Annotated in this window: 23 protein-coding genes; 15 read left to right on the top strand and 8 right to left on the bottom strand. The window is 38.2% G+C overall.

All coding sequences use genetic code 11. The annotated features are described in order from the left end of the window. Positions 1 to 6 precede the first annotated feature (6 nt). Positions 7 to 948 carry a prolyl aminopeptidase gene (gene pip / locus TDE_RS13070; RefSeq protein WP_002680838.1) on the bottom strand — a complete coding sequence of 314 codons (942 nt, stop codon included), beginning with the start codon at positions 946 to 948 and terminating at the stop codon, positions 7 to 9. A 116-nt stretch (positions 949 to 1,064) separates the two neighbouring features. Between pip and TDE_RS13460 the strand changes: the two genes are divergently transcribed. Continuing rightward, positions 1,065 to 1,265: a hypothetical protein gene (locus tag TDE_RS13460; RefSeq protein WP_164920617.1), complete on the top strand. Its 201-nt coding sequence runs from the start codon at positions 1,065 to 1,067 to the stop codon at positions 1,263 to 1,265. Here TDE_RS13460 and TDE_RS13060 read toward each other — a convergent pair. The 4 genes from TDE_RS13060 to TDE_RS13045 all read right to left on the bottom strand — a co-directional run bounded on the left by TDE_RS13060 (position 1,262) and on the right by TDE_RS13045 (position 3,593). Beyond that, positions 1,262 to 2,116 (bottom strand): DUF4300 family protein, encoded by an 855-nt coding sequence (locus TDE_RS13060; protein ID WP_002680836.1) that lies wholly within the window; start codon positions 2,114 to 2,116, stop codon positions 1,262 to 1,264. The two genes, TDE_RS13460 and TDE_RS13060, sit on opposite strands and share 4 nt — an antisense overlap. A gap of 16 nt (positions 2,117 to 2,132) precedes the next feature. Further along, complete coding sequence (locus TDE_RS13055; RefSeq protein ID WP_002673415.1) at positions 2,133 to 2,462, bottom strand: nuclear transport factor 2 family protein; 330 nt, start codon at positions 2,460 to 2,462, stop codon at positions 2,133 to 2,135. 45 nt (positions 2,463 to 2,507) lie between these two features. After that, positions 2,508 to 2,666 carry a hypothetical protein gene (locus TDE_RS13050; RefSeq protein ID WP_002673416.1) on the bottom strand — a complete coding sequence of 53 codons (159 nt, stop codon included), beginning with the start codon at positions 2,664 to 2,666 and terminating at the stop codon, positions 2,508 to 2,510. 75 nt (positions 2,667 to 2,741) lie between these two features. After that, a complete protein-coding gene (locus tag TDE_RS13045; protein ID WP_002680834.1) occupies positions 2,742 to 3,593 on the bottom strand; it encodes a PD-(D/E)XK nuclease family transposase in 852 nt (283 codons plus the stop codon). A 351-nt stretch (positions 3,594 to 3,944) separates the two neighbouring features. On the opposite strand from TDE_RS13045, the gene TDE_RS13040 reads away from it, so the two are divergent. Genes TDE_RS13040 through fliP form a run of 11 tightly spaced genes read left to right on the top strand, consistent with a single transcriptional unit; the run spans position 3,945 to position 13,296 of the window. Then, positions 3,945 to 5,318, top strand: coding sequence for a flagellar hook-length control protein FliK (locus TDE_RS13040; protein ID WP_002680832.1), 1,374 nt, complete (start codon positions 3,945 to 3,947; stop codon positions 5,316 to 5,318). Between the two features lie 11 nt (positions 5,319 to 5,329). Further along, positions 5,330 to 5,839, top strand: a complete 510-nt coding sequence (gene flgD / locus TDE_RS13035; RefSeq protein ID WP_002666981.1) for a flagellar hook assembly protein FlgD — start codon at positions 5,330 to 5,332, stop codon at positions 5,837 to 5,839. Between the two features lie 12 nt (positions 5,840 to 5,851). After that, complete coding sequence (gene flgE, locus TDE_RS13030) at positions 5,852 to 7,243, top strand: flagellar hook protein FlgE (RefSeq protein WP_002680830.1); 1,392 nt, start codon at positions 5,852 to 5,854, stop codon at positions 7,241 to 7,243. A 25-nt stretch (positions 7,244 to 7,268) separates the two neighbouring features. Beyond that, positions 7,269 to 7,466: a flagellar FlbD family protein gene (locus TDE_RS13025; protein WP_002680829.1), complete on the top strand. Its 198-nt coding sequence runs from the start codon at positions 7,269 to 7,271 to the stop codon at positions 7,464 to 7,466. Positions 7,467 to 7,487: 21 nt separating this feature from the next. Further along, entirely contained in the window at positions 7,488 to 8,267 is a 780-nt protein-coding gene (locus tag TDE_RS13020; RefSeq protein WP_002666986.1) for a motility protein A, read from the top strand. 1 nt (position 8,268) lies between these two features. Beyond that, positions 8,269 to 8,988 (top strand): flagellar motor protein MotB, encoded by a 720-nt coding sequence (motB, locus tag TDE_RS13015; RefSeq protein WP_002666988.1) that lies wholly within the window; start codon positions 8,269 to 8,271, stop codon positions 8,986 to 8,988. 42 nt (positions 8,989 to 9,030) lie between these two features. After that, entirely contained in the window at positions 9,031 to 9,576 is a 546-nt protein-coding gene (locus tag TDE_RS13010; RefSeq protein WP_002666989.1) for a flagellar basal body-associated FliL family protein, read from the top strand. 14 nt (positions 9,577 to 9,590) lie between these two features. Then, positions 9,591 to 10,625: a flagellar motor switch protein FliM gene (fliM, locus tag TDE_RS13005; RefSeq protein ID WP_002666990.1), complete on the top strand. Its 1,035-nt coding sequence runs from the start codon at positions 9,591 to 9,593 to the stop codon at positions 10,623 to 10,625. Continuing rightward, positions 10,618 to 11,799 (top strand): flagellar motor switch protein FliN, encoded by a 1,182-nt coding sequence (gene fliN / locus TDE_RS13000; protein ID WP_002680828.1) that lies wholly within the window; start codon positions 10,618 to 10,620, stop codon positions 11,797 to 11,799. The genes fliM and fliN overlap by 8 nt, the downstream gene beginning before the upstream one ends. 25 nt (positions 11,800 to 11,824) lie before the next feature. Next, on the top strand, positions 11,825 to 12,484 hold the full coding sequence (gene fliO, locus TDE_RS12995) for a flagellar biosynthetic protein FliO (protein WP_002680827.1): 660 nt from the start codon (positions 11,825 to 11,827) through the stop codon (positions 12,482 to 12,484). Further along, entirely contained in the window at positions 12,481 to 13,296 is an 816-nt protein-coding gene (gene fliP / locus TDE_RS12990; RefSeq protein WP_002680826.1) for a flagellar type III secretion system pore protein FliP, read from the top strand. The genes fliO and fliP overlap by 4 nt, the downstream gene beginning before the upstream one ends. Here the strand turns inward: fliP and TDE_RS12985 are convergent. Genes TDE_RS12985 through TDE_RS12975 form a run of 3 tightly spaced genes read right to left on the bottom strand, consistent with a single transcriptional unit; the run spans position 13,291 to position 14,639 of the window. Beyond that, positions 13,291 to 14,001: a ClbS/DfsB family four-helix bundle protein gene (locus TDE_RS12985; RefSeq protein ID WP_002680825.1), complete on the bottom strand. Its 711-nt coding sequence runs from the start codon at positions 13,999 to 14,001 to the stop codon at positions 13,291 to 13,293. The genes fliP and TDE_RS12985 overlap by 6 nt on opposite strands. Then, on the bottom strand, positions 13,991 to 14,347 hold the full coding sequence (locus tag TDE_RS12980) for a HepT-like ribonuclease domain-containing protein (RefSeq protein WP_002680824.1): 357 nt from the start codon (positions 14,345 to 14,347) through the stop codon (positions 13,991 to 13,993). The genes TDE_RS12985 and TDE_RS12980 overlap by 11 nt, the downstream gene beginning before the upstream one ends. Next, positions 14,331 to 14,639, bottom strand: a complete 309-nt coding sequence (locus TDE_RS12975) for a nucleotidyltransferase family protein (protein WP_002667001.1) — start codon at positions 14,637 to 14,639, stop codon at positions 14,331 to 14,333. Before TDE_RS12975 ends, TDE_RS12980 begins: the two co-directional genes overlap by 17 nt. A gap of 205 nt (positions 14,640 to 14,844) precedes the next feature. On the opposite strand from TDE_RS12975, the gene TDE_RS12970 reads away from it, so the two are divergent. The 3 genes from TDE_RS12970 (at position 14,845) to TDE_RS12960 (ending at position 18,804) form a co-directional block, all read left to right on the top strand. Beyond that, a complete protein-coding gene (locus TDE_RS12970; protein ID WP_010957310.1) occupies positions 14,845 to 16,464 on the top strand; it encodes a peptide ABC transporter substrate-binding protein in 1,620 nt (539 codons plus the stop codon). Positions 16,465 to 16,581: 117 nt separating this feature from the next. Then, the gene (locus TDE_RS12965; protein ID WP_002680822.1) at positions 16,582 to 17,601 is read left to right on the top strand and encodes an ornithine cyclodeaminase; all 1,020 of its coding nucleotides are present in this window, start codon (positions 16,582 to 16,584) and stop codon (positions 17,599 to 17,601) included. Positions 17,602 to 17,712: 111 nt separating this feature from the next. Continuing rightward, positions 17,713 to 18,804 (top strand): peptidoglycan DD-metalloendopeptidase family protein, encoded by a 1,092-nt coding sequence (locus tag TDE_RS12960; RefSeq protein WP_002680821.1) that lies wholly within the window; start codon positions 17,713 to 17,715, stop codon positions 18,802 to 18,804. Positions 18,805 to 18,859: the final 55 nt, after the last annotated feature.

Below are 18,859 nucleotides of genomic sequence, written 5' to 3'. Positions count from 1 at the left end.
AATAAACTAAAAGAATTTTTTATGATCTTCTGCAGCTCTTACAAGGCCGTCCACCAGTCCCGGTTCCATGCTGGAGTGTCCTCCGAATAAGACAATGTTCAAATTCGATTTGGGTAATTTTTTATGCAGTTTATAAGCGGAGAAGGGCGGACAGTCCATATCGTATCTTCCTTGCACAATAGTACATGGGAGGTCTTTAATTTTATTGCAGTTGTTTAGGATATAATTATCATCCTTAAAAAAGCACTTGTGCAAAAAATAATGACATTCGGCCTTGGCCATAGCAAGAGCTTCTTCATCACTCATATCGTAGACAGTTGGGAAAAGACGCACGAGGGCCGATTCCCAACGGCTCCACTTATGGGCAGCTTCAAGGGACAGTTTTTTATCCTCTCCAAAAAGGCGTTTTGAATAAGCTCTTACCAATGAGCTTCTTTCTTCCAGCGGAATAAAATTTTGGTAGGCTTCAAAATCTTCAGGGAAGAATTTGGAAGCTCCGCCTGCTTCGTAAATCCAATCTATTTCTTCTTGCGTTCCTAAAAAGATTCCTCGTAGGATTATAGAGACAACCTTATCGGGGTGAGCTATGGAATAGATTAGAGCGAGGGTGCTTCCCCAGCTTCCGCCGAAGACCATCCATTTTTTAATACTTAGATGTTTCCGTAGTTTCTCTATATCTTCAATTAGATTTTCCGATTTGTTTTCTTTCATCTCGCAAGGAGGTAAACTTTTTCCTGCTCCCCTCTGATCGAATAAAACTATTCGGTAAAATTCGGGATCAAAATACTGGCTTGCAACGGGAATGCAGCCGCCTCCGGGGCCTCCGTGTAAAAAAACTACAGGTTTCCCATTGGGATTTCCGTATTGGGCATAATAAATACTGTGAATATCCGAGACCTTTAAAAAGCCTTCATCAAAAAGCGGTGTTTTTTCATATAAAATTTTCATATATTACCTCTTATATTAAAATCCATGATAGCTTTTTTGTTGCGGAATTTCAAGATACCATATGATTATAAGATTTTTTTCTATAGATCTTTTCTGCCTTGAATAATTAGAAAGCGATAACGATTTTTTTTAATGCCCTTTTAAGATATGGCGAGATTCTTTCAAAGGAGCTTATAGAATACACCAAGGCCATTGTTCATAATCTTATATCCCGCTTCTTTATCGAAAACTGGGAACCGAAAGAATTTATAGAGCACTTTCAAAAACAAATAATGTGGATGAAGAACGGGCTTAAGAGCAGGGAATTAACTTCTTAGTCCTTATACAAATCCAATTCTATAAGCTCGTTGTTTTCCATGATAAAAGGTTTTGCCGTATCTTCGTCTTGGTAATGTTTATATTTTAAAAAGAGGTAATTATAGCAATCTTCTTTTTTGGCAAATTTTACGGCTTGAAAGGGTTCGGAAAAAGAAAGTTTTTCTACAAACAGGAATGTGCTATTGTTTTGCAGCAATACGCCCGTGTGTCCTATAAAAAGAAAGTCACCGTCCAAGTTATCATGCAGAACAACCGAAAGCATTTTTGCATTTTCATCGAAACCTATGTTTGTAAAATGTTCTTTCATCTTTTGAGCATGAATGAGAATATCCTTTGTATTTTCGGTTTTTACCCTCGAAAATAATTGTTTAAACCTTTCAGTATCATTATCATTAAATATTTTCCCTACGGAGATAGCTTCATTATCCATAAACAAAAGAGCATCATCGATAGGGGCTTTTTTAATTTCAATATTATCCTTTAAAAGCATAAAGACATTTATCCGGCAATTTGTTCCGATAAAATTGCCTTTTTTAGATTTCCATAATTCGTCTATTTTTTGCTCATCATATTCCGGAGGCTCTTTTTCAAAGCCCTTTGTCAAGCCGGTTTTTTCTATCGTTTCATTATAGTCGATAACTCCCCGTATAAAGGCTTCCGCATTTTTATTTTCCAAATGCGAATTCAAAACAGCTTGAACTTCTTTTATACTCTCATCGTCGCTCATGTTCGAAAATAGGGGTTTTTCGTCTTGTACCTCATTTTGAATTGTAAGAGCTTCTTTTGTATCATTATTCTTTTGACATGATACAATGAGTATTAGTATAAGTAGCGTTAATATTTTTTTCATTTTTACCTCCGATTTTTTAATCCAATATAAATTCATATTCCCGATATATGAGATTATCTTTAAAATCAAAAATATCGATAGATATGTTTCCTTTATCATTTATTAAACAGGCAGCTATGCGGTTGCCCGAGTTAGAAATTTTCATGTCCTTGCAGGTAAATTTTATATCCGTATTTTTATAGGCATTTTTTATAAACTGCATATATTCATCAGTCCCTTTAATATTTTGGACACCGTTATTGAATAACTGCCATACAACTTCAGGATGTAAAAATTTTTTATATGCTGTCCAGTCCCGGCTATTTTCTGCCTCAAAAAAATTTTGTAAAATTTGCTGTGTTTCCATTTAAGCTTTCCTTTTTAAAAAAAGTTTTTTATTCATTAGTAATGCTTATTCCAAATAATTTTCTACCTGTTTGGTAAACATCTCATAATACCGTCCTTTAAGTTCAATAAGTTCATCATGAGTTCCATATTCCTGTATGGTTCCGTTTTCTACTAAGACTATTTTATCTGTGTTGCGTACTGTAGAAAGTCTATGAGCTATCATTATTGTCTCCTGAGTTTTATAAAATTTCATGTTTATTTAAGTTTAATTATTGCTTTAGCCGTATTCTATCATAAATTATAGTTGTTCGATTTCTTTAATATCCAATCCTGTAGCCCTTGCAATATTCTTGGGTGATAGTCCCATATCAAGTAAATTCCTCGCCGTTTCAAGTGCTTTTTGATGTGAGCCTTCAGCCAACCCTTCTGCCAAGCCCTCTCTTCTAGCTTCACTGCGTTCATCTTCCACATACATCCGGTATTTTTCATCAGAGAGTTCTATTGCCATTCGCCTCTCTTCATCAGTTACCCTAAAGAGTGTTGCTTCTGCCATTTTTATACCCTCCTCTAATTTACACAATTCTTCCAACATTCCGCTTTTTTTGTCTTCTTCATAGTTGGCCAAAAATCTTATCCAAAAATCTTTTAAGCTATACTCTTCCAATCTCTTTTTCATAGTATAAACTATTAGCTCGTTTAATTCAACATAAAGATATTGAATTATCGAGCTCTCAGACATTCTTACAAGCTCTGCGTTTTTAGGAACATCGCAGCCGAAAACGGAAAGACTTATTGCGTACAAAAAATCGTCCTCTTTGGGCTCCGTCTTTAAAAAGCGGGAAGCGAGGCGCATGAGGTACATTTGACTTCTGCGATGATAGTTTGTTTTCCAAAACTGCTGCATCTCAAGGTCTATAATAAGGCCGTTGTCGGTTTTAATCAAAAAATCGAGGCGGTATGTTTCTCCCGAAGGTCTATCCCGAATAAGTTCGGTGTTTATGATTTCTGCCTTGTTGATTTTACCGTAAGAATCTTCCAAAAAGGCGTTTAGGAAACTTATAAGAGCCTTGTTGCCTTCTTCGCCTTTGGAAAACATCAACTTAAAAACCCAATCTGTTTTTGGGTTTAAAATAGTTTGTTCATCGTTCATATTATACTTCTCCTTAAAACAGCAAATTATTTTTGCTGCTCTCACTATTATTATTCAAATTTTTTGTAATATATGGTAATTTTTTTTAAGAAACTTTAAAATTCTTAATTTAAAGCTTGTATAGACTTTTTTCCTAAACCCATCTTAAAAATAAGCCGAAAATTTATTGAAGTAACATATAGGAGGTATGATAAACAGTTCGGCACAAATGGTTCCGCTCTGTTTATCTGCCGAGTTTTGTACCAAAGGTACAAAACGTCGCATTATTGTATGCAGTTTGTAAACAAACTGCGTGAAAAAACTTTTTTTGGAAATTGATATTTCCTGCAAAAAGTTTTTATGGAGGTTCATATGCAAGCACTTGATGTTCGTATGCAGGCTTTGCCGGTAAAAGAGCCGGAAAGAGAAGACTCTGGGGACATTAAAAGAGCTGATGCGGAACCTGTAAGAAATGGAGATTCATTCCTGGCAATGATCAAAAAGATGATTGCCGCCGCCAAGGATGGAAGCAAGGAGACTGATGAAGCCCGATTTGAAGATATTAGTCTTAGAGAAGACAAAATTAGGGATTCATCGCTTCAAAAGGAAGCAGGAAGGCAGAATACGGAACTATCATCTGAAGACCATAAGTCTAAGAAAATAGATGCTGAAAATCTGCTTAATTCCAAAGAAGCTTATTTAAAAGAGCCCAAGAATTTGCTAAAAAAGCCTAAGACCGAAACTCAAAAGCCGAACTCAGAACATTCGCAGGCTGGAAAGAGTCAAAAAAATGACCTTGAGCTAAATCTTAAAATTCTCAATGAGGATTTTAAGGAGGAAATTAAGGATTTCTTGCCGCAAGATGTAAAAGAAGATGAGACTATTTCTCTTCTTTCTGATGAAGCTTTAAAAAAATTAGACAAGTCGGAAAAGAAAAAGGCACAGTCCTTTGATGACGAGAAAACAGAACAAGCCGGAAAGTTGGGGCTTTTATCAAAGGCCGATAAAAAGGACTTATCAAAAAAGATATCTCCTCAGAGTGAAGCGGTGCAGGAAAATTTAAGCAAAAAACCGGTTTCCAAGCCTAAACTGAAGATTTCCGTAGAGGACTTACGTTCAATGCCTTCCGTTCAGTCGGATGCTGCTATTCATACAACAGCTTCCGAATCTCGGGTTGAGACGGACAATTCCGTCGATATGGTAATCGATTTTAGCGGAAAGGCTCAAAATGCATCACAGGGCGGAGATCTTCAAAATACCCAAAACGGAAGCGAAGCCCAAAAAACAAGTCAAACTTTTTCTGCTATGTTGGCTCAAGAAATAAGGGATGCTTCAGCAGACTTTGTACAAACCGGAAAAATCGTTCTCCGCGACAATAATGCAGGAGAAATAAGGCTGCATCTAAGACCTGAAAACTTGGGAGCCGTAAAAATCAATTTGGAGCTGAGCGAGGGAAAACGGGTTACGGGAACAGTAACTGTTGCCTCTAAAGAAGCCTACGACGCCTTTGAAAAAAATTTGGATAATTTGGCCAAAGAATTTAAACAAAACGGTTTTGAATTTGCCGAATTTAATTTAAATTGGTCGGGCTTTTCGGGGCAAGAAGGCTTTGCCGAAAGTTTTGAATCTTTCTCAGATTTTGTTTATAAAAATCAAGAACAAGATTTAAGGCAGCTTGAAAAAACGGCCGATAATTTGAGTACCTACAGTTACGTTTATGGTCCGACTGTAGATATTTTAGCTTAAAGAGGTAGTTTATGCAGGTAAACAATGTTAATAACAGTATGATAACCACCGCTCTTGAACAGGCGGAAATGATGAAGGATTTTAAATCCGAGATGAGTCCTGAAGAAAAGGCTCTTTTAGGCCTACAGGTTGACACCTTAAATAAGCAGAATTTTGCAGAAACAAGGGTTCCGAAACAGCAGCTTGGAAAAGACGATTTTCTTCAGCTTTTAATTGCCCAGCTCACCCATCAAGATCCCACATCTCCGATGGAAGACACTCAATTTATAGGGCAAATGGCTCAATTTTCATCCCTTGAGCAGATGACCAATATGAATAAAAACTTTGCCGCTTTAAATGAGCTTATGACAGGCTCATCGGCTGTAAATGCCGTCGGCAAAAAAGTTGACCTGGATCTAGGGTCTTCACAGGTTTCGGGTTATATTTCAGCCGCAACACGCGGTATAAATCCGGAAGTTATGGTAAACGGAAACTGGTACAACTGGTCAGCCGTTAAAACAGTTTATGCAGATAACAATTAGGAGGCAATAATTATGATGAGATCATTATTTTCGGGTGTAACCGGAATGCAAAATCACCAAACAAGAATGGACGTTATCGGAAATAACGTTGCCAACGTAAATACAACAGGTTTTAAGAGAGGAAGAGTAAACTTTCAAGACTTAATTTCACAGCAATTAAGCGGTGCAGCCCGTCCTACCGAAGAACTCGGCGGTGTAAACCCCAAAGAAGTCGGCTTGGGTATGATGGTCGCAAGTATTGATACAATCTTTACTCAAGGAGCCTTGCAGACAACAGGTGTCAACACCGACCTTGCAATTCAGGGAAACGGCTTTTTCATTCTTAAAGACGGAGAAAAAACTTTTTATACAAGGGCCGGTGCTTTCGGTATCGATAAAGAAGGAACCTTGGTGAACCCCGCAAACGGAATGAGAGTCCAGGGCTGGATGGCTGAAGAAGCTGAAGGATTCAGGATAATCAATACATCGGGCCAGACGGAAGATTTAAATATTCCTATAGGTCAAAAACTTGATGCAAAGGCAACCACAAGTGTAAACTATGCTTGTAACCTTGATAAGAGGCTGCCTGAATTGCCCGAAGGAGCAAACCGGGCTCAAATTTTGGAATCTACTTGGTCTACCGAATTTAAGGTATATGACAGCTTCGGTGAAGCCCACGAGCTGCAAATCGATTTTGCCAGAGTTCCCGGGGAAGTAAATGCTTGGCGGGCAACCGTAAATGTCGATCCGACAAATGCAGACGCTACAGCTACCCGTGTAGGAATTGGAACAACCGACGGCGTTCAAAACAGCTTCATAGTCCGTTTTGACAATAACGGACATCTTGCTTCCGTTACCGACACTGCAGGAAACGTAACGTCTCCCGCAGGGCAAGTTTTGGTTCAAATTTCATACAATGTAGTAGGCGCAAACCCTGATGAAGCCGGAGCTCCCACAAGACATACATTTGACGTAAACTTAGGCGAAATCGGAACTTCCAAAAACACCATTACTCAGTTCTCCGATAAGAGCACTACAAAGGCCTATGAACAGGACGGATATACTCTAGGTTATCTTGAAAACTTTAGAATCGACCAAAGCGGTATTATTACCGGCGTTTATTCCAACGGGGTAAGGCAGGAAATAGGTCAGATAGCTATGGCCGGTTTTGCCAATCAGGGCGGTCTTGAAAAAGCGGGACAAAACACCTATGTTCAGTCCAATAACTCGGGTATTGCCAATGTTTCCACATCGGGAACCGTAGGTAAGGGCTACTTTATCGGCGGAACACTCGAAATGAGTAACGTAGATTTAACCGACCAATTTGTAGACATGATCGTTACTCAAAAAGGCTTTCAGGCAGGTGCTAAAACAATACAAACTTCGGATACAATGCTTGAAACAGTCTTGAACTTGAAACGATAGTATGGTATAATATAGGGTATTATTTATGATACAGGTAACGCGGCTAAACGGAACAAAGTATTGGATTAATCCTCATCAAATTGAAACTATTGAGTGTAATCCGGATGTTACTTTGCAGATGCTTTCAGGAAAGTATTATGTAATTAAGGAAAGGCCTGAAGAAATTTTGGAAGCTATAGTCGCGTACCGCCGTAAAATCGGTATATTTAAAAATGAGTTGTAGTAGAAGCAAAAAGGGGTAGATATGGATATAGCGTCGTTTATAGGAATATTCGGAGGTATAGCAGTTGTTGCATTCGGTGCCATCCTCGGCGGTTCGGCCGGAGGGCTTATTCACCCGGCTTCAATGTTCATTACAATTGGCGGCTCCTACATGTGTCTTTTTTTAACCTATCCTTTATCCTATACGATAGGAATTTTCAAGGTTGTTGCAAGAGTTTTTAAGGTAACCGATTACGGTGAAAAGGCTCTGGTTCAACGTTTTGTTGCTCTATCCGAAAAAAGCCGCCGCGCAGGTCTTCTTGCATTGGAAGAAGAAATTGAAGACTTTGAAGATCCCTTTATGCGCTCAGGTCTAAGGAACGTAGTTGACGGTATTGACGGAGAGGCTATCCGCTCTCTTATGGAGAACGAGCTTAATCAAATGGAAGAGCGCCATAACACATGGATATCCTTAGTAAATGCTTGGGCAACCCTCGCCCCCGGTTTCGGTATGTTGGGAACGGTTATAGGTCTTATCGGTATGTTGTTAAACTTGGATGATAAAACTGCTCTCGGCCCTAACATGGCTACGGCTCTTGTTACAACCTTTTACGGTTCTCTTATGCAGAACTGGCTCTTGGTTCCTATAGCAACAAAGCTTATGTACCAAAACAATATGGAAGTTAAATCCAAAGAAATGATTATAGAAGGTGTACTTGGAATTCAAGCCGGAGATAACCCTCGAATTTTGGCTCAAAGGCTTATTACGTATTTGACGCCTTCCGATAGAAAAGCAATTGAGGCGGAAGTATTAAAGGATTAAAATGGCAAGGAAAAAGAAACACGGTCCAAGCGCCGCCGGAAGCGGTTGGCTTACCACTTATGCAGATATGGTTACTCTCATGCTTTGCTTTTTCGTAATGCTTTTTGAGCCGTCTGAGGTCGATGTAACTCAGCTCATGGCTCTTTCCGCATCAATAAGCGGTGATCCGACCGGAGGCGGTCTTTCTGTTTCTGCAGGCAGACTTTCAGACCTTGGAAACACCATAAGCTCAATGCCTTCAATGGAAAAAGGGAAAATGCTTGCAAGTGCCTTAAAAAAGGCTGTTTCGCTTTTTGCTCCCGAAATCAAAACAAATAAAATTGCAGTTACAAGCGATGAGAGGGGGATAGTAATCAGCTTGGCATCGGATGTTTTCTTTTATCCCGGAAGTGCAGAGCTTAATATTGCCGAATCCAGAGATACGCTTTTAAATCTCGCTCAGTTTTTATCTTCTCAAGATTTGGCTTCCTATAGGTTTAGGGTTGAAGGGCATACCGATTCGGGCGTAACGGATCCGAATGTATGGAAAAGTAATTGGGAGCTTTCATCTGCAAGGGCAATAAATATTTTGCACAGCCTTACGGACTTCGGAGCTCAAGAATCCAGATTTTCCGTAGCAGGCTACGCAGACACTCGCCCTATCTTTTCAAATGATACGGCAGAAGGAAGAGCCTACAATAGGCGGGTTGATATAATTATTCTTGATGATGCACATTTTTAGTAAAAATAAAAATGTGCCGATTATAATAGTAAGGAGAAAATTATGGCTGATAATGACTTAATGGATGACGATGATATTCAGGAAAATATGGCTTCATCAGTAGATACCAAAAAAAGAGGTGCAGGTCTTATACCCATGCTGATAAAATGGGTTGCTATTGTATTGGTTGCTCTAATATTCATTGTTACCGTTGTAGTTATTACAATGAACATAAGAGATAAAAAAGGCTCATCTCATTCAATATCCCCCGTTTCTGAAGAGTACAGGGAAACAAGGGATGTTTTGCAGTGGTATCAGGCAATCGGTATTTTGAAGGTACATACGGCAGATAGAATTCCTGCAACCTTGATAGTAGATGTCGCCTTAGGCTATACCAACAACGATAAGTCGACACCTCAAGAGCTTTCTGCAAGAAAGGTCGAAATAATAGACTTTTTACGCTCTTATTTTAAAGGCAAGACTACTGCCGAATTAAGACAGGAAGAAAAAATAAAGATTGAAATAAAGCACGAAATAAACGATAATGTACTTACAAAAAATAAAATAAAGGATGTTCGATTCACGCAATACGATATTGTTGAACAATAAAGGATAGGAGAGCCATGACAGAAGTTCTTTCGCAGGATGAAATAGATCAGCTTCTCACCGCAATAAGCTCAGGAGATACGGATACAGAAGATTTTCGTGCCGTTAATGACACCCGTAAAATAAAAATTTACGACTTTAAACGTCCCGACAAATTTTCTAAGGAGCAGATGAGGACGGTACAGATGATGCATGAAACCTTTGCCCGTCTTACAACCACTTCTCTTTCCGCTCAGCTGCGAAGCATGGCTCATGTTCACGTAGCAACCGTAGAACAGCTTACGTATGAAGAATTTATAAGATCAATACCTACGCCGACAACCTTGGCGATTATAAACATGGATCCTTTAAGGGCCAGTGCTCTTTTGGAGATAGACCCCTCGGTTACCTTTTCGATTATAGACCGTTTGTTCGGCGGTAAGGGACAGGGTTCAAAAGTTCAGAGGGAATTGACCGAAATAGAAAGCTCCGTTATGGAAGGCGTTATAGTACGTATCCTTGCAAATATGAGGGAAGCTTGGACTACCGTAGTCGATTTACGTCCCCGTTTGGGAAACATAGATACCAACCCTCAGTTTGTTCAGATTGTAACCCCCTCTGAAATGGTACTTTTGGTAACATTGGAAACTAAGGTTGGAGAAGAAGAAGGAATGATGAATATCTGTCTTCCTTATATTACCCTTGAACCGATTATATCAAAGTTATCGACACAGTTTTGGTTTTCGTCGGTCAGAAGGGCTTCGACAGGACAATATGCGGCAGCAATTAAGGATAAGCTTTCGACCGTTGAGGTTGATATGGTTGCCGAGGTAGGCTCCTTGGATGTTTCAATCAGGGATGTTCTTAACTTGAGAGCCGGAGATGTTGTACGCTTACCCAACGTAAGGGTAGGGGATCCTTTTAAGCTTACAGTAGGAAGCAGGCCTAAATTCTCCTGCCAACCCGGCGTGAAGGGTAAAAAATTAGCAGTTCAGATTTTGGAAAAAATAGAAGATATTAGCGGTGATGAATTCGAAGAATTAACATCGGAAGGAGATGAGTTGTATGAGTGATGGTTCAATTTCTCAAGATGAAATAGATGCTTTGTTATCGGGAGTAGGAGGAGGCGGAATTGCATCGGCTCCTGCTGCAGGTGCAGGCGATGATTTGGCCGGTTTTAAAAAAACAGCCTTACTTCAATTTACAAAAGAAAACATCCCCGGGCTGTCTTCGAACTTGGAGTCCATGACGGGTAAAAGTGTCAGCATTTCCGAGCCGGTTATCGAGTTTTCCGATAGAGAGTCCTTTTTACGAAAAGTATCCGAAATGACTGTTGCCACCCTCATTGATTTTTCGGGATCTATGAGCGGTGATCATGCCTTTATGATGAGTCCTGAACTTGCAAAGAAAATAGTCAGTTTGGTAAATCATGAAGACAACGTAGAAATAGACGATATGGCCCTTTCTGTTATAAGTGAGACAATCGCTCAATATGTGGGTACGGAACTTAGTTACCTTGAGCGTGCCGGACTTACCGGTGTTGCATCTTCTCCGGCAGAATCTTCACATGTTCCTAAGGCTATGATGAGACTACCTCAGCGTAACTTTGTAAGCATAACTTATAATGTTAAGCTTGATGATTCTGCATATCAACTGTGGGAAATTCTTTCTGAAGATGTTGTCGATAAAATAGCTTCTACGATTGCGGGTCCTGATCCTTCAATGCAGGGTATGGCTGCAATGGGAGGTATGCAGAATATGGGTGCAATGCAAAACAATGGAATGATGGGCGGTATGCAGATGGGAGCTACGCAAACAGGCGGCCCCGCACAGCAAATGTTCGGTTCAGGTATGCCCCAAGGATCGCCTCAGCAAGGAGGAAATATGCAGGCTATGAATAATATGGGCATGATGCCCCAAATGGGAATGGGCGCCAGTGTTCAGCCTGTTCAATTTCCGCCCCTTCAGGGTTTTGTAAGTCAGGAGGAGCAGGGTAATATCGGTCTTATCATGGACGTTTACATGGAAATGACCGTAGAACTAGGACGAACAAAGCGCATGATTAAGGAAATTCTTGGAATGGGCGAGGGTCATATTATTGAGCTTGATAAGCTTGCCGGTGAACCTGTAGATGTTCTTGTAAACCACAAACCTATAGCTAAGGGAGAGGTTGTAGTTATAGAAGAAAGTTTCGGTGTCCGTATAACCGAAATTTTATCTCCGGCTGAGCGTATTTCGGATATATAAACCTAAAAATCGGGTGGGGGTTTTAATGAGCTTGGGGAAAAAGCTGTTTTTTATTATTTTCTTTTTGTTTTCGGTGACCTTATTTGCAGAAAATGACGGAACTTCTTCGGATGGAGATTCCCTGCCTTCAGAGTCGGGTATTCTATTGGACGCAGGTAAAAAAGGAAATATTGAAAGAAATGAGGGGGATGCATTACCTGCCGGAAATGGAAGTGCTTTTGATTTGAATGTTGCAGAAAGGACTCAATCTCCTATTTCCAGACTTTTACAAGTTCTTGTATCTTTAATTATAGTATGTATTTTGGCCTATGTTGTGCTGAAATTTTTAAAAAAATCTTCACTATCTTTTTCTTCGGATAGTCCTTATCTAAAAAGCGTTGCCTCAATTAACATTGCTCAAGGAAAAAGTATTCATGTTATTACCTTGGGCGAAAAGGCGTACATTGTAGGCGTTACGGATGCTTCAATAAATATGATAGGGGAAGTTGAAGATAAAACCCTTGTCGATACCATGAATTTGGATGCTGAAAGACGCAGCTCTTCTCCCAAACAAGACTTTGCTTCTATGCTGTCATCGGTTTTTAAAGGCTCAAAAAACAATGACGTTGATGTAAATTTTTTTAAAGCACAACGTGAAAGGTTAAACAAGGCTGCTAAGGCTCAAGTACCGGAGGAAAAGGAATGAAAAAAAATCTTTTAATTCTGGTTTTTTTCGGTATGATTCTTTTTATTCCGGTTCAAGTTTTTTCTCAGTCGAGGTTTCCCGAAGGTACTACTGCCGGAAGGACGGATGCCGATCCTAACAGGCAGGCAGGGAGAATTCCTTTTATCGATTTTTCGATAAGAGAACCTTCGACAAATAAAGATGTTGCTTTTTCGGTTCAGCTTTTAATTTTTATCACGCTTATTTCAATAGCTCCAAGTCTTTTGTTATTGATGACGAGCTTTTTGCGTTTAAGTATTGTTCTGGATTTTGTTAAAAGGGCCTTATCTCTTCAGCAAGTGCCGCCGACTCAGGTTTTAAACGGAATCGCTTTTTTTCTTACCCTGTTTATAATGTGGCCGACCTTTACCCAAATATACAATAACGCTTATAAACCTATGAGTGAAGGACAAATCGGAATAGAAGAAGCCTATAGGGAAGCTGAAAAACCCATGCGGTATTTTATGTACAAACAAATGCAAAAAAATCCGACCCATATCCGCACATTTATGGCTATGTCTAAACTCCCAAAGCCTGATACTCTTGCAGATGTGCCTACTCATATTTTAATAGCTGCCTTTATATTACATGAGCTTACAATAGCTTTTCAAATCGGAATATTTTTGTACCTGCCGTTTATTATAATAGATATGATTGTCGCCAGTATTCTTATGTCTATGGGTATGATAATGCTTCCGCCCGTCCAAATATCCATGCCGTTTAAATTGATTCTTTTTGTTATGGTTGACGGCTGGGGACTCCTTTTCGGTAAATTATTTGAATCGTTTTTATAAAAAGATCATTTCGTCCAAAACGAATGTCAGCGTTGAAGTGCGGGTGTTAGATGTTCCATCTATTTTATTGGCTTTTAAAACTGCATGTATCATATCATCATTTTTATACTGCTCGCCTAATTCTTTTATATTCTCAATAAATTTCTTACTATCTTCAATATATTCATAAAAAGAATACACCTCAAGATTTCCTTTTGCATAACAATAAAATATGTCATTATATTTTTTACACAATTTGAAAAATAACTTATAGTTTTTTGTTTTAATTAAATAATATAATAAATGCATTACAGGATGTATAATAGTATCCATTACCATATACCGCCATAATTCAAATGAAAAACCTATTGGCAAATCTTTTCTTTGTAAATCCGCTTCTGTATACAACAGCACAATATTTTTATATTCATTCAGTTCAAAGATTAGTTTCTTCTGTAATTCTATAATATGCCTATTCTTATTTTTTATATAATTTTGTTTATTGAATATATCGATATTATTTATTTCTTGAAAATCTTGGTTATGTACAATAGCGTTTAGTTTATTTTTTGAAAACATAATCCATTCCAAAAGATGCGCAATGACATCTTTATAATTCCAATCATTGTAATTACTGACAAGTCGTTCACTTCTGTAACTACTTATAAAATCAACAATATCTATTTCTATTTTATTGATTTCTGTTATTATTTCTTTAATTGTCATTTTTCTTTTTTTCTGTATCCATGATTTTTATCAGCTGGTTCTTAAATTCAGGAATAATGTTTTTTGCAACATCCCACACAATTTCATAATCAACGGAAAAATAACCATGAATGAGTTTATCTCTCATACCGGCAATATTTCTCCATGGAACTTCTTTATATTTAATGATTATATCATTTGAAATGTTTTTAACGGCTTCTCCAATAATTTCAATACTCCGTGCAAAAGCTCGTTGCGTTTTTTCATCTTTTAAAAATACTTCTTTTGATATGGTCCTTGTTTCAGATTCCAAAAAAACAATTTCATCAAAAATATGCTTAAATAACTCTTCATTTGATCGATACATATTCAACCTCATTGAGTATTCTCTGACCAATATAAGGACTTAAACTTTCTATGGTTAATAAATCTATTTTTGTATTCAAATTATCTTCCAAGTAATAAACTAAATTTATAAAGTTATTATAATTTTTTTTATCAGTATGGAATTCTACTAATATATCAATATCGCTATTTTTATTTTGTTGATTATGTACATAAGAACCAAAAAGACCTATTTTTTTTACGCCATAGGACTGGAGAATGTTTTTATTATATTCTAAGAAATTAAAAATCTCTTTTTTTTCTTTAGGTTTCATACTTCTATTATACCTTTTTTTAATATTAAATCTAGATTTATACCTGAAAAATTCAGCTCGTGCAGTAGCACGTGTCCGTCTAACCTACATTAGATCTATCCAAATAATACACCGGCAAATTATTTTTTTCAAGGTATCTTATAAAAATACTATTGACTGCTGGAAGAATTATTTAAAATTTGTTATATTGTCAGCCGAGGTTTATATGAAAGGTAGAAAATTATTTTGGTTGGCAGCGCTGATGCTGCTTTTTTTTGCTTGTGGGGGCAATAAGAAAATTAGTGAGCCTAAAACAGTTACGGCTTCATTGGGCGCGGAACCGAGTATTTTGGATGCTGCAAAGGCTTCAGACAGGTACTCTTTTATAATATTGGACTATATAAACGAAAATTTGACCGATATTTTAACTGAAGATAATGGGGAGATAAAAATTCTTCCGGCCCTTGCCGAGTCTTGGACTCATAATGCCGATTATACGGAATGGACTTTTAACTTACGCGAAGCCTATTGGTCTGACGGTGTAAAGATAAGGGCTGAAGACTTTGTTTACAGTATCCGCCGTATCATCAATACCGAATCTGCCTCACCTATGGCAATGTATTATGACTATATCAAAAATGCTCAAGATATTTTAAAGGGTAAGCTGGACTACTCCGAAATAGGAATCAAGGCTCTTGATGAAAGAACTCTTCAAATAATAACCGAAAATCCTATAAAAAATCTTCATGAATTTGCCGCAAAAATTCCGCCGCAAAGGGAAGATATTATAAAAGAATTCGGTCTATCCTACGGCAGCGAGGCCGAAAAAATAATTTGCAGCGGGGCTTTTAAAGTAAAAACTTGGGTGCATAACAGCAAGATTGAGCTTGTTAAAAACGAAAAATTTTGGAATGCTAAAAATGTAAAAATAGATGCTCTTACATTTAAAATCATAAATGAAGAAAATGCCGCCCTCGGGGAGCTTTTAAACGGAAGCATCGATATTGCAAATGCTTATTCCATAAGCTGGATAAATAAGCTGAAAAAAGAAAACCGCTTTGCCGAAATAAACGGAGTTGACAGCCGCGTTCAATATATCTTTATGAATCAAAAAGACAAGTTGTTTTCAAACAAAAAAATTCGCCAAGCTCTTTCGGCAAGCCTTGACCGCAAAGAAATTTGCACAGACCTCTTTGACGATATTTATAAACCTGCCTACGGTTTTGTTTCGATTGCTACCGAGCTTGAAGGTAAAAATTACCGCAACCTTGCGGGCGAACCGATTCAAGAATTGATAAAAAAAGTTCCTGATCCTAAGGCTCATTTTATTGAGGGCTTAAAAGAATTGGGACTTGGAGATGACCCTTCAAAGATAACAATTTCGATAATGTTCCCGTCAAATGAAAGCTCGAAATTTGATGAATATTTACAAAACAGGCTTTCAAATGTTTTGGGAGTAAATGTAGAGCTTGATAAAATCGAGGGAACGGTCTTTAAAAAACGGAATAAGAGCTTGGACTATCAAGTCGGTTTTAAATCATGGGGCGGCGGTATTGATACACCCGCCAGATATTTGGACCTTTTTTTACCCGGAAATAAAATTGTTCCGATAGGCTGGGGAAATAATGAGTACACCGATTTGGTTCTGCGGGCAAAAAAAAGCTCCGATTTTAACGAAAAGCTGGAACTTTTTAAAAAAGCGGAAATGATTTTATTGGCAGAAGAATGCGGTATTGCTCCTTACGCAAACCAAACCTATAATATCTTTATGCAAACAAAATTAAAAGGAGTTAAACAGTTTTATCCGGGAACCTATAATCTAAAATACGCCTTTATTGAGGATTGACGTCTCCTACTGCTAAAAATAAGGTTAAAAGCTTATTTTTAAAATTCGGCATTTTTTGGTGGACAAAAGCTATAAAATGCGTTAGCATAGTAGTATACAATCAACACATGGAGGCTTATGTTGAAGACGAAGTATATTGATTTGCCTACAATGGCAAAGTATCTTAAATCTGTCGGTGCCGAAACGGTTATTAAACGGCTTGTTCCTTATTTGGAAGAAGATTATAAAAGATGGAATGACTTTGACAAGGTTCCAAGGATGGCTCATCACAGCCCCGTAGGGGTTATTGAGCTCATGCCGATAGGAGACTCCAAAACCTATTCGTTTAAGTACGTAAACGGTCATCCCGAAAACCCTAAGCACAATTTTTTAACCGTTATGGCTATAGGAGTTTTAGCTGAAGTTTGTACAGGATTTCCTCTTCTTTTGAGTGAATTGACTTTGACAACGGCGGTTAGAACTGCCGCAACCTCGGTAATGGCTGCAAAGTATCTTGCAAAACCTAACCCTAAAAAGATGGCCTTAATAGGAAACGGCTGTCAAAGCGAATTCCAAGCTCTTGGATTTCATCATATTTTGGGGGTTGAAGAAATTTATTGCTATGATGTTGATCCTGCTGCAACAGATAAACTCATGGATAATCTTAAAGATGTAAAGGGCTTAAAGCTTATCAAATGCAGCAGCACAAAAGAGGCTTGTAAGGGAGTCGATATTATTACGACAATTACGGCCGATAAAAAAAATGCCATTATCATTACACCCGATATGGTTGAGCCCGGTATGCACATGAACGCTGTTGGCGGCGACTGTCCCGGAAAAACCGAGCTTGATTCAAAGGTTCTTTTTATGGGAGACGTTTATGTAGAATTTGAACCTCAGAGCCGAATCGAGGGCGAAATTCAGCATATGGACGATAACTTTAAAGTTACCGAAATTTGGAATGTAATCAAAACAGGTAAACCCATAAACCGCAAGCCGGATGAAATTACCATTTTTGATTCCGTAGGTTTTGCTCTTGAAGATTTTTCAATTCTTCGCTTGATGTACGATATAGCAAAGGACGAAAATGTCGGCATTCCTCAGGAACTTGTCCCCGTTTTGAAGAACCCGAAAAACTTGTACGGTATGTTAAGATAATCTTTACCCCATTATAGTTTTTAACGAAAGGCTTAAAACTTTTATAAGTTTTAGGCCTTTTCTTATTTAATTTAGCCTAAAAACATATTTTTTTATGCCGATATACTGGATATGGATATCATAACTTATTCGGATGCAGTGCATCATAACAATAGATCGTATCATAGCAATAGATATAGAAAGCCGAATACCGTAAAAAAGAGCAGACTTAGCTCTAGGGATGAATCTTTGATTGTTTTCGGGCTCTTAGCTATGCTCACGGCAGGATTCCTATTTTTTTATTTCCCGATTTTAAAGCTTAATTGGGGGCTTTCATCAATAAGGTCTATATCATTTTGGGAAGAGCCTTCATCTATAAATGCAATGCGCCAATATACCATGCCTTCTTCCGAGATTGTAAAAGAAGATGGTCTTCCTTATTCGGAAACTGCAGAAGGCTCCTCTTTTTCCCCTGCTGATGTGCCCGATTTTATTACTGCCGTCGATTTTGAAGAATATATGGTTTCAAAGGGAGATACGGTAAGCGGTATTATTCAAAAATTCGGTCTTAAAAATTTAGGGACACTTCTTTCAGTAAACGGAATAAGCAGCGCAAAGAAGTTAAGGATAGGCCAAAAGCTGATTATTCCTTCGATTGACGGGCTTATTTATACGGCCGTAAAGGGCGATTCCTTGAGCTCTATTGCCGGTAAATTTAACCTGTCTATCAATGCAATCTTGGATGCAAATGACCTTGAGAATCAGACGGTAAGCATAGGACAAAAGCTTTTTATTCCGGGGGCAACGATGAGCTCCTTTGAGCTTAAAAAGGCCTTGGGGGAGCTTTTTATTTATCCTGTGATTGGAAGGCTTACTTCGCCGTTTGGTTACAGAAGAGATCCTTTTACCGGAAGGAAGAGTTTTCACACAGGTATCGATATTGCTTCTCCTATAGGAACTCCTATTAAGCTGACCCTCGACGGTACGGTTTCTTATACAGGTTATTCTGCCGTTTATGGTAATTATGTTATAGTTACTCATTCGGGCGGTTATCAGTCAATGTATGGGCATATGAATTCGATAAAGGTAAGGAGAGGCCAAATTCTAAATCAGGGCGGTATTATTGGAACTGTAGGAAATACGGGAAGATCTACGGGCCCCCATGTTCATTTTTCCGTATATAAAGACGGAAAACTCATTAATCCATTAACCGTATTAAAATAAGAATTACATAAAAAAAAGCAGGACGTGTCCTCACACGTCCTGCAAGATTGTATTT

The organism is Treponema denticola ATCC 35405, assembly GCF_000008185.1.
GTDB lineage: Bacteria > Spirochaetota > Spirochaetia > Treponematales > Treponemataceae > Treponema_B > Treponema_B denticola.
The sequence above is the reverse complement of the archived record's forward strand: the minus strand, read 5'-3'. Positions and strand labels throughout refer to the sequence as shown.

What these genes read in the sequence shown, in the direction of transcription:
- TDE_RS13055 (WP_002673415.1), bottom strand. Translation starts at nt 2,462, where the DNA reads ATGGAAACACAGCAAATTTTACAAAATTTTTTTGAGGCAGAAAATAGC.
- TDE_RS12980 (WP_002680824.1), bottom strand. Translation starts at nt 14,347, where the DNA reads ATGTATCGATCAAATGAAGAGTTATTTAAGCATATTTTTGATGAAATT.
- TDE_RS12985 (WP_002680825.1), bottom strand. Translation starts at nt 14,001, where the DNA reads ATGACAATTAAAGAAATAATAACAGAAATCAATAAAATAGAAATAGAT.
- TDE_RS12965 (WP_002680822.1), top strand. Translation starts at nt 16,582, where the DNA reads ATGTTGAAGACGAAGTATATTGATTTGCCTACAATGGCAAAGTATCTT.
- fliP (WP_002680826.1), top strand. Translation starts at nt 12,481, where the DNA reads ATGAAAAAAAATCTTTTAATTCTGGTTTTTTTCGGTATGATTCTTTTT.
- TDE_RS12970 (WP_010957310.1), top strand. Translation starts at nt 14,845, where the DNA reads ATGAAAGGTAGAAAATTATTTTGGTTGGCAGCGCTGATGCTGCTTTTT.
- fliO (WP_002680827.1), top strand. Translation starts at nt 11,825, where the DNA reads ATGAGCTTGGGGAAAAAGCTGTTTTTTATTATTTTCTTTTTGTTTTCG.
- TDE_RS13025 (WP_002680829.1), top strand. Translation starts at nt 7,269, where the DNA reads ATGATACAGGTAACGCGGCTAAACGGAACAAAGTATTGGATTAATCCT.
- TDE_RS13020 (WP_002666986.1), top strand. Translation starts at nt 7,488, where the DNA reads ATGGATATAGCGTCGTTTATAGGAATATTCGGAGGTATAGCAGTTGTT.
- pip (WP_002680838.1), bottom strand. Translation starts at nt 948, where the DNA reads ATGAAAATTTTATATGAAAAAACACCGCTTTTTGATGAAGGCTTTTTA.
- TDE_RS13040 (WP_002680832.1), top strand. Translation starts at nt 3,945, where the DNA reads ATGCAAGCACTTGATGTTCGTATGCAGGCTTTGCCGGTAAAAGAGCCG.
- flgD (WP_002666981.1), top strand. Translation starts at nt 5,330, where the DNA reads ATGCAGGTAAACAATGTTAATAACAGTATGATAACCACCGCTCTTGAA.
- TDE_RS13010 (WP_002666989.1), top strand. Translation starts at nt 9,031, where the DNA reads ATGGCTGATAATGACTTAATGGATGACGATGATATTCAGGAAAATATG.
- TDE_RS12975 (WP_002667001.1), bottom strand. Translation starts at nt 14,639, where the DNA reads ATGAAACCTAAAGAAAAAAAAGAGATTTTTAATTTCTTAGAATATAAT.
- fliM (WP_002666990.1), top strand. Translation starts at nt 9,591, where the DNA reads ATGACAGAAGTTCTTTCGCAGGATGAAATAGATCAGCTTCTCACCGCA.
- flgE (WP_002680830.1), top strand. Translation starts at nt 5,852, where the DNA reads ATGATGAGATCATTATTTTCGGGTGTAACCGGAATGCAAAATCACCAA.
- fliN (WP_002680828.1), top strand. Translation starts at nt 10,618, where the DNA reads ATGAGTGATGGTTCAATTTCTCAAGATGAAATAGATGCTTTGTTATCG.
- TDE_RS12960 (WP_002680821.1), top strand. Translation starts at nt 17,713, where the DNA reads ATGGATATCATAACTTATTCGGATGCAGTGCATCATAACAATAGATCG.
- TDE_RS13060 (WP_002680836.1), bottom strand. Translation starts at nt 2,116, where the DNA reads ATGAAAAAAATATTAACGCTACTTATACTAATACTCATTGTATCATGT.
- TDE_RS13050 (WP_002673416.1), bottom strand. Translation starts at nt 2,666, where the DNA reads ATGATAGCTCATAGACTTTCTACAGTACGCAACACAGATAAAATAGTC.
- TDE_RS13045 (WP_002680834.1), bottom strand. Translation starts at nt 3,593, where the DNA reads ATGAACGATGAACAAACTATTTTAAACCCAAAAACAGATTGGGTTTTT.
- motB (WP_002666988.1), top strand. Translation starts at nt 8,269, where the DNA reads ATGGCAAGGAAAAAGAAACACGGTCCAAGCGCCGCCGGAAGCGGTTGG.